The organism is Amycolatopsis ponsaeliensis (genome assembly GCF_030182635.1).
Classification (GTDB): domain Bacteria; phylum Actinomycetota; class Actinomycetes; order Mycobacteriales; family Pseudonocardiaceae; genus Amycolatopsis; species Amycolatopsis ponsaeliensis.
This window is the reverse complement of sequence record NZ_JAPZLD010000008.1, coordinates 56,560-69,327: the sequence shown is the minus strand read 5'-3', so window position 1 is coordinate 69,327 and position 12,768 is coordinate 56,560. Positions and strand designations below refer to the sequence as shown.

Below are 12,768 nucleotides of genomic sequence, written 5' to 3'. Positions count from 1 at the left end.
ACAGGAGGTCCGACCGTGAAAGCCTGGGAAGACCTCGTCGGCACCGCGCTGCTCGGCACCCGCCGGCGCACCCTCGACCCCGCCACCCAGCCACCCGCCGTCCAGGACCTCATCGCAGACCGTGCCGATCCCGCGGAACAGCTTCTCTCCGCGGCGGCCGTCCTGACCACCTACCGGCGGGCCGGGCGCCGGCCGCTCCACGATGTCCGTCCCCTGCCCGTCGCCGCGGCCGACGAGCGGCCCTTCGTCCCTCCGCTCGCGCGGGAACGGCTGGCCCGGCTGCTCGCCGCCAGCCATCCCGATCTCCTGCTCGAATGGCTCGGCATCGTCGCCGGCACGGACTACCGCGTCCCGCCCGAAACCCTCCCGCTGCTCGCCGAAGCCGCGCGCAGCAAGGCCGCTCTGCGGGGGCCGCTCGTCGCCGTCGCCGGGCCGGTCGGGGCGTGGCTCGGGCAGCGCAACCCGGACTGGGCCTTCCTTTCCGCGCCGCCCGAGGAAGGACAAGACGTCTGGCAGTACGGCAGCCTCGCCCAGCGCCGCCGCTGGCTGGCCGCCAAGCTGGCCGACGAGCCCGCCGCCGCCCGTGAAGCACTCCAAGGGTCCTGGAAGAGCGAACCCGCCGACGTCCGGTCGGACTTCCTCGGCGTGCTCGCCGGACACGTGGGCGCCGAAGACGAAACCTTCCTCGAAGCCGCCCTCACCGATCGGGCCGCCGCCGTCCGGGAACGGGCCGCCGACCTGCTCGGCCGGCTGCCCGGCACGCGGTACGGCGAGACCATGGCCGACCGGCTGCGACCGCTCGTCCGCCGGAAGGGCCGGGTGCTCGAAGTGTCCGTCCCCCAAGGCGAACGCGGCGAAGGCACCGTCCGGCTGCGCACCCTCGCCGCCGCCGCTCCCCTGGCCTTCTGGACCGAGTTCGGCCCGCCCGCCGAAGTGGTGCGGATGACCGTCGAGGGCTGCCCGGCCGGCGTGCTACGCGACTCCTGGGCCACCGCGGCCCTGCGCCAGCGCGACGAAACCTGGGCGCAGGCGCTGATCGGCGCCGACCCCGGCGGCCGCACCACGCCCCCGCTGCTCGGCGTGCTGAGCCCGGGGAGCCAGGCCGCCACCGTGGGGCACCTGGTGAGCCGGCTGCCCGTCGAGTCGTTCGCGCGGCTGGTGCACGAGCTGCCCCGGCCGTGGACGAAGGAGCTCGGCACCGCCCTGCTCGACTGGATCGCCCGCCAGGACGACCATCGCCTGGTCTCGCACGCCGCCGTCGTGATCGCCCGCGCGGTCCCCGCGGCGTGCCTCCGCCACCCGCTCGCCACCACCCGCCTGACCATGGACGCCGGTCCGTGGCGCCGGGCGCTCACCGAAACGCTGAACTTCCGCCGCGAAATGTACGAGGAGCTCGCATGACCGCCGCCACCGTCCTCCGGCCGCACGCCGAACAGGACCACGCCGCCGAGCTGGCCGCGCTGGCCGCCGCCGACGACCGGGCCAAGCCGCCCAACTGGAACCTGTCCCCGTGGGCCGTCGTCGAGTACCTGCTCGGCGGCACGCTGGCCGACGGCACCGTCATCACGCCGAAGTACGTCGGCCCGCGGCGGCTGATCGAGGTCGCCGTCGCGACGCTCGCCACCGATCGCGCGCTGCTGCTGCTCGGCGTGCCCGGCACGGCGAAGACGTGGGTGTCCGAGCACCTCTCCGCCGCGATCAGCGGGGATTCGACGCTGCTGGTGCAGGGCACCGCGGGCACGTCGGAGGAGTCCATCCGCTACGGCTGGAACTACGCCCGGCTGATCGCCGAAGGCCCGAGCGCCGCCGCGCTCGTCGAAAGCCCGCTGCTGCACGCGATGCGGGACGGCAAGCTCGCCCGGCTCGAGGAGCTGACGCGCATCCCGGCCGACGTCCAGGACTCGCTGATCACGGTCCTGTCCGAGAAGACGCTGCCGATCCCGGAGCTGGGCACCGAGGTGCAGGCGCGGCCGGGCTTCAACCTGATCGCGACGGCGAACAACCGCGACAAGGGCGTCAACGAGCTGTCGAGCGCGCTGCGGCGGCGGTTCAACACCGTCGTGCTGCCGCTGCCGGACAGCGCCGAGGCGGAGGTCGAGATCGTCAGCCGGCGCGTCGCCGAGCTGGGCACGTCGCTGCAGCTGCCGGTGGAAGCCGCCGAGCTGGCCGAGATCCGCCGGGTGGTCACCGTGTTCCGCGAGCTGCGCTCAGGCCGCACCGAGGACGGCCGCACGGCGGTGAAGTCCCCGTCCGGCACGCTGTCGACGGCCGAGGCCATCAGTGTCCTGACCGGCGGCCTCGCGCTGGCCACGCACTTCGGCGACGGCGTGCTGCGCCCGCACGACGTCGCGGCCGGCATCCACGGCGCCGTGGTCAAGGACCCGGTGGCCGACCGCGCGATCTGGATCGAGTACCTCGAGACGGTCATCCGCGAGCGCGACGGCTGGGCCGACTTCTACCGGGCGGGCCAGGAGCTTTCGTGACGACGCACCTGCTCGGCATCCGCCACCACGGCCCGGGTTCGGCCCGGGCCGTGGCGACGCGGCTCGCGCAGCTCGAACCCGACGTCGTGCTGATCGAAGGCCCGCCCGAGGCCGACGTCCTGGTCGAGCTGACCGAAGACCCGGCAATGGCGCCGCCGGTCGCACTGCTGGCGTACGCGACCGACGATGTCTCGCGCGCCGCGTTCTGGCCGTTCGCCGTCTTCAGCCCGGAGTGGCAGGCGCTCGCCTACGCGCGCGAAGCCGGGATCCCGGTGCGGTTCTGCGATCTCCCGGCCGCGAACACGTTCGCCGCGGTGCCGGACGAGCACGCCGGGCCGCCCGGCGACCCGCTGGCCGCGCTGGCCTCGGCCGGCGGGTACGACGACCCGGAACGCTGGTGGGACGACGTCGTCGAGTCGCGGCGCGGCGACGACAACCCGTTCGAGGTGATCGCCGAGGCGATGACCGCGTTGCGGGAGGACGAGGAACCGCCGCGTGGCAACGAAGCGCGGCGCGAGGCCTACATGCGGTCGGTGCTGCGCCGCACCCGCAAGGACGGCTTCGAGAACATCGCCGTCGTCTGCGGGGCCTGGCACGTGCCCGCACTCGCCGACCCGCTGCCGCCGGCGTCGCACGACCAGACCGTCCTCAAAGGACTGCCGAAGCGCAAGGTCGCGTGCACGTGGGTGCCGTGGACCCACGGGCGCCTCGCGACAGCCAGCGGCTACGGCGCGGGCGTGCGCTCGCCGGGCTGGTACCACCACCTCTTCACCACGGCGCAGGACGTCACCACGCGCTGGCTGACCGGCGTCGCGGCGGTGCTGCGGGAGGAAGACCTGCCCGTCTCGACTGCCCACGTCATCGAGGCGGTCCGGCTGTCCGAAACCCTGGCGACGCTGCGCGGACGGTCGTCGGCCGGGCTGGCCGAGGTCACCGAAGCCACCCGATCCGTCCTCTGCGGCGGTGACGAGGTGCAGGTCGAGCTGGTCACGCGGCGGCTGGTGGTCGGCGAACGGCTCGGCGAGGTGCCCGACCGGGTCCCGCAGCCGCCGCTGGCCGCGGACCTGACCGCGACGGCGAAACGCCTGCGGCTCAAGAAGGACCCGATCGTCAAGGAGCTCGACCTCGACCTGCGCACGCCCGGCGGGCTCGACCGCTCGAAGCTGCTGCACCGGCTGCGGATCCTCGGCATCGAGTGGGGCAGCCGGGAGGCGTCGGCGCGGCGGAACCGGGGCACGTTCCGGGAGACCTGGGCGCTGTGCTGGGAACCGGCGTTCGAGGTCGACCTGGTCGCGGCCGCGGTGCACGGCACCACCGTGCCGTCGGCGGCCACGGCGGCGGTCCGGGACACCGTCGAGGGCACGCCCCCGCTGGACGAGGTGACCACGGCCGTCGAGAACTGCCTGCTCGCCGACCTGCCCGAGGCGCTTCCCGAGGCGCTCGCGGCCCTCGACGCGCGGGCGGCGGCGGACGCGGACGTCGCCCGGCTCATGTCGGCGCTGCCCGCGCTGGCCAGGGCGACCCGCTACGGGAACGTCCGCGGCACCGACACCGGTGCGCTGCGCGCGGTCGCCGACCGCATGCTCGACCGGATCTGCGCCGGGCTGCCGCCGGCGACGCACGGGATCGACGACGACGCCGCGGCACGCATGGCCCAGCTCGTCGACGGGGTGCACGACGCGACGTCCCTGCTGGGCGACGACCCGAAGGAGCGCTGGCTCGCGGCGCTGGCGCGGCTGGCCGAACGGCCGTCGCTGCCCCCGTTGCTGGCCGGCCGGCTCACCCGGATCCTGCACGACGCCGGGCTGCTCGACGCGCTGGACATCGAACTGCGGCTGGGCCGCGCGCTCACGCCGGGCATCGCGCCCTCGGCGGGCGCGGCGTACGTCGAGGGCTTCTTCGACGGCGGCGCGCTACTGCTGGTGCACGACGAAGGCCTGCTGCGGGTGATCGACGCGTGGCTCGCGGCGATCCACGCCGATGTGTTCACCGAGGTGCTTCCGTTGCTGCGCCGGACGTTCGGCGCGTTCAGCGGGCCCGAGAAGCGAGCGATCGGGGACCGCGCGGCCGGGCTCACCGGCGCCACGACGGTCGTGGCGATGGCCGAAGAACTGGACGAGGACCGGGCCGAGCGGGTGCTGCCGGTGCTGGCGACTTTGCTGGGGGTGGGGGTGTGAACACCGATGTCGAGCGCACGCGGCGCTGGCGGCTGGTGCTGGGCGCCGAGGGCGCGGGCGCCGGGTCGGGGCTGTCCGACGCGGAACTGTCCGATGAGGACAGTGGCGTCGACTCGGTACTCGCCGCCCTCTACGACAAGCCGGACGAGGAGGCGGCGGGCGGGCCGCGCAGCGCGAACCTGGGCGCGTCGGCGCCGCGGGTCGCACGCTGGCTGGGCGACATCCGGCGCTACTTCCCGAGCACCGTCGTGCAGGTGATGCAACGCGACGCGGTCGACCGGCTGGGCCTGACTCGGATGCTGCTGGAGAAGGAACTGCTCTCGGCGGTCGAGCCGGACGTCCACCTGGTCGGGACGCTGCTGTCGCTGAACGGCGTGCTGCCGGAGGAGACCAAGGAGACCGCGCGCGAGGTCGTCCGCAAGGTGGTCGAGGAGCTGGAGGAGCGGCTAGCCGAGCGCACGCGCGCGGCGATCAAGGGCGCGCTGGACAAGGCGTCGCGCACGCAGCGGCCCCGGCCGGGCGACGTCGACTGGGCGCGCACGATCCACCGGAACCTCAAGCACTACTCCCCCGAGCTGGGCACGATCGTGCCGGAGCAGCTGGTCGGGTACGGCCGGCGTCAGCAAGCGGTGCAGCGCGACGTCATCCTGGCCGTCGACCAGTCGGGCTCGATGGCGGAGTCGGTGGTGTACTCGGGACTGTTCGGCGCGGTGCTGGCCTCGATGCGGGCGCTGAAGACGTCGTTCGTCGCGTTCGACACGGAGGTCGCGGACCTCACCGAGCACCTCGCCGACCCGGTCGACGTGCTGTTCGGCACCCAGCTGGGCGGCGGCACGGACATCAACCGGGCGATCGCGTACTGCCAGGGCCTGGTCGAACGCCCCGAGCGGACGCTGCTGGTGCTGATCAGCGACCTGTACGAGGGCGGCAACGAGGACGAGCTCCTGCACCGGATCGCGGAGCTGGCCGGCACGGGCGTCCAGGTGGTGACGCTGCTGGCCCTGTCCGACTCGGGCGCGCCGTCGTACGACCACGAGAACGCGGCGGCCCTGGCGGAGCTGGGCATCCCGGCGTTCGCGTGCACCCCGGACCAGTTCCCGGAGCTGATGGCGGCAGCGATCCGGGGTGACGACCTGCAGGCTTGGGTGGCCCGGGAGACCAGCTGAGTTGCGGAATGAAACCGACTGGCCGGCGGTTGAGAGGAGAGCGGGACGCACTCGGGGCCCGCACCGCCGACCAGGAAGGGACGGCTCACCATGAAGGTTCGCAGCTCGGTCCGTTCGCTCGCCCGTCAGCCGGGCGCCCAGGTGATCCGGCGCGGTAACCGCGTGTTCGTGATCAACAAGGACAACCCGCGCTCGAAGGCTCGTCAGGGCTGACTCGGCGCGGCTGCCCGGTCCTCCGCGCGGCCGAAACGCATCACGCCGTCGTCCACGCGGTTGAACCGCATGTCGGCCAGATCCAGCAAGTAGTTCTGGCGCATCATCCAGGGCCGCTTCTCGCCTTGCTTCGGCAGGCCGGAGGCGGCCCTTTTGATGTACCCCGACGCCAGGTCCACGATCGGCCGCGGCCGGCCCGCCGTGGAAGCCGACGCCGCGTCCGGGGCGCAGTACGCGTACCCGTGCCGGTCCAAGTACCCCAGCAGCCGGCACATGTACTGGGACGTCAGGTCGGCCCGGAGCGTCCACGAGTTGTTCGTGTAGCCCACGCACCACGCCAGGTTCGGGACGCCGCCGAACATCATGCCCTTGTACGCCCGCTGGTCGCCGGGAGAAATCGCGCGGCCGTCGACCGTCAGTGCGATCCCGCCGAAGGCCACCAGGCGCAGGCCCGTCGCCGTCACGATGATGTCGGCGTCCAGCGAGCGGCCCGACTCCACCAGCACTCCGGACGCCGTGAACCGCGAAATCCGGTCCGTCACGATGTCCGCTTTGCCCGAGCGCAGCGCCCGGAACAGGTCCGCGTCCGGCACCAGGCACAGCCGCTGGTCCCACGGGTCGTACGACGGCACGAAGTGCGGGTCCACCGGGATCGACGCCGGCAGCTGCGCCGCCACGCGGTCCCGCAGTGCCTGGGCCGCCCGGCGCGGCAGCCGCCGCATGAGCTGGAAGAACAGCGTCCCCATGACCACGTTCTTGCCCCGCACCACCCGGTGCGCGAGCTTCTCCGGCAGCAGCGCGCGGATCCGGTCGGCGAGGGCGTCCTGGCCCGGCCGCGCCACGATGTACGACGGCGAACGCTGCAGCATCGTCACCCTGGCCGCGCGTTCGGCCATCGCCGGGACCAGCGTCACCGCCGTCGCGCCGCTGCCGATCACCACGACCCGCTTGCCCGTGTAGTCCAGCGAAGCGGGCCAGTGCTGCGGGTGCACGATCTCGCCCGCGAACTCGGCGCGGCCCGGGAAGTCGACGACGTGCCCGGACTCGTACGAGTAGTAACCACTGCACAGGTACAGGAACCGGCACGTGAACGTCGCCCCGTGCTCGGTCGAGACCGTCCAGAGCGCGTCAGAAGACGACCACGAAGCCCGCACGACCCGATGGCCGAAGCGGATCCGGTCGACGACACCGTGCGCCGCCGCCGTCTCCCGGATGTACGTCAGGATCGACGGGCCGTCGGCGATCGCCTTCGGGTCCTTCCACGGCCGGAACGGGTAGCCGAGGGTGAACATGTCCGAATCGGACCGGATGCCCGGATAGCGGAACAGGTCCCAGGTGCCGCCGATGGTGTCCCGCGCCTCGAGGATGGCGTACGTCTTGCCCGGCAGCCGCTCCTGCAGCCGGCAGGCCGCGCCGACCCCGGACAGGCCGGCGCCCACGATCAGGACGTCCACGTGCTCGGCGGTGGTCATGAAATCCAGCGTAACGGAGGTGGGGACCCCGCCGAGCCGGGTCGGGGCACCGGCCCGGCGGGGAAGACCTCTTCAGTTTTCGGAGGGTCCGGGTGGCGAAGCCCCCGGCCGGGGCGAAGCCCCGCATGTCACAGCGGAACGACCTTCGTCGCCCCGCAGGAGCCCTTGAGCGGCACCGTCACGGACTTCCCGTGCACGGTCACGGTGACGCTGTCCTGCGTCTGGGTCGGGTCCGAAACCGCCAGCACCCGCCGGTAGCCGGACCGCCCCACCGCGACCGACGCGGGCCCGGAGACGCGCACGTCATCGACCGAGCCCGCCGCGAAGAAGTTCGCCAGCAGGGTGTCACCGGCCCGCACCGCCTGGACCGTCGCGGTGTTCGCCCGCACCTGCCACGCCCAGGACGCGCTGACCGTGCCGAGGACCGACGCCCCGGGCAGCACCGCGTACGAGTATCTCGCGTCCGAAGGCTTGACGCCGTGCTCCAGCACCAGCTTCTGGTACCGGCGCGTGTTCGGCGTCGTGGTGCCTTTGGTGTTGGCGCCGGTGTCGATGTCGCGCCACGCGCCCGTGCGGTCCTCGCGCAACGCCGTCACCGAAGCGTCGTCGAGGAGCACGTACCCGCCGACGTTCTCCAGGTGCACCCAGTGCGGCCGCCGCAACGCGGAAGCCTTCCCGAGGTCGGTCGCGACGCGCCGGAAGTCGACGGTCAGCGCACCGCGGCCGCCCTCCCCCAGGTTGCGGTTCTCGATCGTCGTGCGCACGTTCGACGCCGACGTGCTGGTGATCCCCGCGCCCAGGCAGACGATCCCGGGCGGCGTGAAGAACCACGACTTCTTGGCGACCAGCGACCCGTCCCACGACTTGAAGTCCATCGCGAAGGCGCCGTGCTCGTCGTCCCAGCGGACGCCGCCGGTGTGCGGGTTGGGGCCGACCGGCACGTTGCCGAACTTCGGGTCGACCGGGCCGTCGTTCTCGGTCGTGCCCGGCAGCAGCAGCGGGTCGACCGTCGGCCAGTACGCGTCGGTGTAGTGGCCCTTGGCGTTCGGCAGGAACGTGTAGAGAACGCCGTCGCCGACGTAGTAGCCCTTGAGGTTCTGGCCGTTGATGGACTCGTAGCGCGAGATCCGCGTCGAGCTGACACCCAGCGACGCCGACCAGCCGTCGGTGACGTGCACCAGCCGGTCCTGCTGGCCGAAGTCCCGGTGCGTGGCGACCACCCGCGCCGGGCGCGCGCCCGAGGCCAGCATGTCCTGCGCGAACTCGATCCCCGGCGTCGCCACCAGGTCCGGGCCGGGCGCGAACCGCTCCGGGTCGGGGATCTTCAGGAACGGCGCGTACGTGCCTTCCTTGAGCCACTTCGCGGCGAGGGCGTTCAGGTCGGTCTTCGTCTTCCCCGACGCCGTGCGGGCCAGGACCAGCGTCGCGACCGTCAGCTGGTGGCCGATGTCGTGCCCGGTCTCGCCCTGCCGCGAAAGCATCCGGCCGCGCACCGGTTCCATCAGCGCGCCCGCGTAGACGAACGGCGCGAAGCTGTCCGCGACGAGCGCGTAGATCTTGTCCTTCAGCGGCTGCGGGAGCGCGAACTCCGTGCCCTGCGTGACATGGATGGCGCCGGCGAGCGCGGTGAGCAGGACGATGCCGTAGTGCCCGGGGTACGGGATCGTGTCGTGCTGGATGAACGAGCCGTCGACGTGGAAGCCGTCGCCGGCCGCGCGGTCCAGCTTGGCGACGACGCTCGCCGCGCCCCCGCCGGCGACGTCGGTGAGCGCGTCGATGCCCGTCTTGATCCACGCCGTTTCGCCGATCAGGGCGCCGGCGACGATCGAGATCAGGCCCTTGTCCGCGCGGTTCGCGCCGGTCTCGACGAGCGCGGTGTTGTTCGCGCGGACGTTCGGGTTGCCGACGAACCGCTTGATCGGGCTCACGTACCGGGCCAGCTCGTCGGCGGTCAGCTGGTCGGCGACCACCGAAAGCGTGTGCAGCACGTAGTACGGGACGCCGATCTCGTAGGTGTACCAGTTGCCGATCTCGCCGACCTGCGGGTTGTACTGGCTCGCGTAGATCAGCTCGAGCGCCGCCTTGATCCGGTCGAGCACCACCGGGTCGCCGGACAGCGCGCCACCCGGCGTGCCCCAGTCGACGGCGATCGCGCGCAGCCGGGCGTACATCGACGTCGTATAGTCGCTGCCCGGGCCGAGCGGCAGGTCCGTCCACAGTGGAGCACCGCCGCCGGCGACGGACAGGCTCGCGTTGTACGCCTTCGCGACGCGGCCCAGGTTGGCCAGCGCTTCGGTGCGTTCCGGCGACGGCCGGTTGATGCCGGTCTGCAGCTGCCGGTAGGCGGCGACGATCGGCGCGGTGGCCGTCGGCACCCCACTGGCGGCGGGGGCTGCGGTCGGGGCCGCCGAAGCGAACGCGGGACGGGTGAGGAACACGGTGGAAGCGGCCGCCAGGGCGCCGCCGCGCAGGGCGTTTCTCCGGTTCACGGGCATGACAATGCCTCCCAGGATCAAGACATCCTCGGCTTGCGGGGAAAGGGCGATTCAGTTGTGCGGCGGCGTTGTGGAGCGCCCCGGCACTTTCACGTGAAAGTGCCGGGGCCAGGTGGGCACTTTCACGTGAAAGTGCCGCGTTGTCGGGTCAGCGGGTTCCGTTGGTGCGGCGGGGCAGCTGCCAGGGGTTGGCCTCCTGCAGGGGTTCGGGCAGCAGCGTGTCCGGGAAGCCCTGCCACGCGAGCGGGCGCAGGAAGCGCTCGATCGCGGCGGTGCCGACGGACGTCGTGGTCGGGGCGGTCGTGGCCGGGTAGGGGCCGCCGTGCTCCTGGGCCCAGCTCACCGTGACGCCGGTGGGCCAGTCGTTCCACAGCAGCCGGCCGGCGATGCGGCCCAGCGCCGGCAGCACCGGCCGGATCCAGTCCGCATCGGACTCCTCGCCGTGGATCGTGGCGGTGAGCCCCGGTTCGATGACTTCGAGCAGGCTCAGCAGCTCGGCCTGGTCGGCGTAGGTGACGATCAGCGACGCCGGGCCGAAGCACTCTTCGTGCACCGCGTCGCCGCCTTCGAGGAACTGCTTGCCGGTGGTGGCCAGCAGCGTCGGCGTGAAGGCCGGCGACTCCGAAGCCGCCTCGGACACGACGTCGACGCCGGGCACCTCCCGCAGCTGCGCCAGCTTGTCGGCGTACCCGGCGGCGATGCGGTCGTTGAGCATCGGCTGGGCCGCGGCGCCGTCCAGCGCCGAGCGCAGGGTCTCGGTCAGGTTGTGGTCTTCGGGCAGGAACAGCAGACCCGGCTTGGTGCAGAACTGGCCGGCGCCGAGCGTGAACGACCCGGCGTAGCCCTTCGCGACGGCTTCCCCGCGTGCGGCGATCGCGGCCTCGGTGACGACGACCGGGTTGACGCTGCCGAGCTCGCCGTAGAACGGGATCGGCCGCGGGCGGGCGTTCGCGATGTCGAACAGCGCCCGTCCGCCGGCGATGGAACCGGTGAACGACGCCGCCGCGATCCGCGGGTCCTTCAGCGCGGTGACACCCTCTTCCTGGCCGAAGATCACGTCGAAGATGCCTTCGGGCGCACCCGCGCCGACCAAGGCTTCGCGCACGATCCGGCCGGTCAGCGCGGACAGCTCGGGGTGACCGGGGTGGGCCTTGAGGATCACCGGGCAGCCCGCGGCGAGCGCGGACGCCGTGTCACCGCCGGCGACGCTGAACGCGAACGGGAAGTTGCTGGCGGCGAACACCAGCACCGGGCCGATCGCGGTCTTGACCCGGCGGATGTCCGGGCGCGGGCCCATCGGCCAGTCCGGGTCGGCGTGGTCGACCGTGGCACCGAGGTACTCGCCGTCGGTGAGCACCTCGCCGAACAGGCGGAGCTGGAACGTCGTGCGCTTCAGCTCCCCGGCCAGCCGCGGGGTGGCCGGCAGGTGGGTCTCGCTGTGGGCGAGCGGGACGAGTTCGTCCGCGGCGGCGTCGAGGGCGTCGGCGGCCGCGACGAGCCAGCCGGCGCGCTCGGCCGGGGTGGCCGCGGCGGCGGGACGGGCCGCCGCGGCGGCCCCCGAAAGGATCTTCTCGAGCGTAGCGGCGTCAGTGGCCTGGCTCATGACTTGGTACAGCTCCTCAGTGGATCTCGTGGGCGGCGGCGGTGGCCGAGGCCAGGTCGCTCCAGCGGCCCGGACCGGCCAGTCCGAGGTGGTACAGGTGCAGCTCGGCCGCGCCCGCCTTGGCCAGCTCGCCGGCGTACGCGGCGATGTCCGGCACCGGCGCGGCGGCGACCGCGGTGATGTAGCTGCCGATCGCGACCCGCTCGGGCAGGGCTTCCCGGGCCGCGGCGACGGCTTCGGCGCCCGTCGCGGGCGCCCACCCGAACAATACGACCGCGTCGACGTCCTCCGCAGCGGACGGCGTCAGCCCCGGCAGCGCACCGGTGACCCACGGATCGAGCGCGCCGTGCAGCACGATCCGCGGTCCCGCCGGCAACGACGCCAGCACCGCGGCCCGCAGCTCGTCGGTGGCCTGCTGCCGGGTACGCAGCAGCATCGAGGTCAACGAGGGCGGCAAGCCATCGGCCGTCACGCCCAGGTCGCCGGTCGCGACCAGCCGCCGGACCTCCTCGGCGAGCTGCGCCCGGACGGCGTCCGCGCCGACGTCCCACGAAGAAGCGCAGGCGTCACAGCAGCAGATCGACAGCAGCCGGGCCACCGCGGGCGCCCAGACGCCGTCGGTCTTCTCGTGCTGGTGCTGGTGCACCGCGCCGAGCGGACCGCAGGCCTCGAGGATCACCGACGACAGCTCCAGCCCGGCGACGGCCTCGGCGGTCAGCGTCGCCGCATACTCGCGGACCGCGGGCTGCGACGGGCACAGCGCCCAGGGGTAAGCCTCGCCGAAACAGTTGCGCACCACGACGTCCGGGTGCTCGTAGCCGAGCTGCGAATTGTGGGTCAGCACGATCCACGCGGCCGCCGGGATGCCGGCCTCGTTCAGCACCCGAACGGCGTCAGAACCGCTGTCCTGGGCAGCTACCCAGTCCGGAGTGGACGGACGCAAGCGTTTGCCTTCCCAGGCTTCCGCACGCACCGGCCGGTAGAACGCCGCGTGCCGCGCCACCACAGCAGTGTTCGATGCCGACCACGGCGTCGCCGCGCGGGCGCTGTGATACGACAGTGCGACGGCCACTTCGTCGACGCCGAGATCGCGGGCCCGCGAGGCGAACCCGGCCTCCAGGACGTCCCAGGGGTAGGCGTATCCCGTCACCTTCACCGG

9 protein-coding genes are annotated in these 12,768 nt (G+C 72.9%); 5 read left to right on the top strand and 4 right to left on the bottom strand.

The genetic code is table 11. From position 1 onward, the window contains the following. The first annotated feature begins 15 nt into the window (after positions 1-15). The 5 genes from QQ657_RS13995 to rpmJ all read left to right on the top strand — a co-directional run bounded on the left by QQ657_RS13995 (position 16) and on the right by rpmJ (position 6,039). Entirely contained in the window at positions 16-1,401 is a 1,386-nt protein-coding gene (locus QQ657_RS13995) for a DUF5691 domain-containing protein (protein ID WP_284742540.1), read from the top strand. Further along, positions 1,398-2,483, top strand: coding sequence for an ATP-binding protein (locus tag QQ657_RS13990; RefSeq protein WP_284742539.1), 1,086 nt, complete (start codon positions 1,398-1,400; stop codon positions 2,481-2,483). Before QQ657_RS13995 ends, QQ657_RS13990 begins: the two co-directional genes overlap by 4 nt. Continuing rightward, positions 2,480-4,660, top strand: a complete 2,181-nt coding sequence (locus QQ657_RS13985) for a DUF5682 family protein (RefSeq protein WP_284742538.1) — start codon at positions 2,480-2,482, stop codon at positions 4,658-4,660. The genes QQ657_RS13990 and QQ657_RS13985 overlap by 4 nt, the downstream gene beginning before the upstream one ends. Continuing rightward, positions 4,657-5,826, top strand: coding sequence for a VWA domain-containing protein (locus QQ657_RS13980; protein ID WP_284742537.1), 1,170 nt, complete (start codon positions 4,657-4,659; stop codon positions 5,824-5,826). The genes QQ657_RS13985 and QQ657_RS13980 overlap by 4 nt, the downstream gene beginning before the upstream one ends. 90 nt (positions 5,827-5,916) lie before the next feature. After that, positions 5,917-6,039, top strand: a complete 123-nt coding sequence (gene rpmJ / locus QQ657_RS13975; protein WP_284742536.1) for a 50S ribosomal protein L36 — start codon at positions 5,917-5,919, stop codon at positions 6,037-6,039. On the opposite strand, the gene QQ657_RS13970 is transcribed toward rpmJ, so the two are convergent. The 4 genes from QQ657_RS13970 to QQ657_RS13955 all read right to left on the bottom strand — a co-directional run bounded on the left by QQ657_RS13970 (position 6,030) and on the right by QQ657_RS13955 (position 12,765). After that, entirely contained in the window at positions 6,030-7,511 is a 1,482-nt protein-coding gene (locus tag QQ657_RS13970) for a flavin-containing monooxygenase (protein WP_284742535.1), read from the bottom strand. The two genes, rpmJ and QQ657_RS13970, sit on opposite strands and share 10 nt — an antisense overlap. A gap of 128 nt (positions 7,512-7,639) precedes the next feature. Next, a complete protein-coding gene (locus QQ657_RS13965; protein WP_284742534.1) occupies positions 7,640-10,006 on the bottom strand; it encodes a polysaccharide lyase 8 family protein in 2,367 nt (788 codons plus the stop codon). 148 nt (positions 10,007-10,154) lie between these two features. Continuing rightward, complete coding sequence (locus tag QQ657_RS13960; protein WP_284742533.1) at positions 10,155-11,609, bottom strand: aldehyde dehydrogenase (NADP(+)); 1,455 nt, start codon at positions 11,607-11,609, stop codon at positions 10,155-10,157. Positions 11,610-11,625: 16 nt separating this feature from the next. Continuing rightward, positions 11,626-12,765, bottom strand: a complete 1,140-nt coding sequence (locus QQ657_RS13955) for a hypothetical protein (protein WP_284742532.1) — start codon at positions 12,763-12,765, stop codon at positions 11,626-11,628. Positions 12,766-12,768: the final 3 nt, after the last annotated feature.

Coding starts and splice junctions, on each gene's coding strand:
- QQ657_RS13990 (WP_284742539.1), top strand. CDS start 1,398: ATGACCGCCGCCACCGTCCTCCGGCCGCACGCCGAACAGGACCACGCC.
- rpmJ (WP_284742536.1), top strand. CDS start 5,917: ATGAAGGTTCGCAGCTCGGTCCGTTCGCTCGCCCGTCAGCCGGGCGCC.
- QQ657_RS13970 (WP_284742535.1), bottom strand. CDS start 7,511: ATGACCACCGCCGAGCACGTGGACGTCCTGATCGTGGGCGCCGGCCTG.
- QQ657_RS13965 (WP_284742534.1), bottom strand. CDS start 10,006: ATGCCCGTGAACCGGAGAAACGCCCTGCGCGGCGGCGCCCTGGCGGCC.
- QQ657_RS13960 (WP_284742533.1), bottom strand. CDS start 11,609: ATGAGCCAGGCCACTGACGCCGCTACGCTCGAGAAGATCCTTTCGGGG.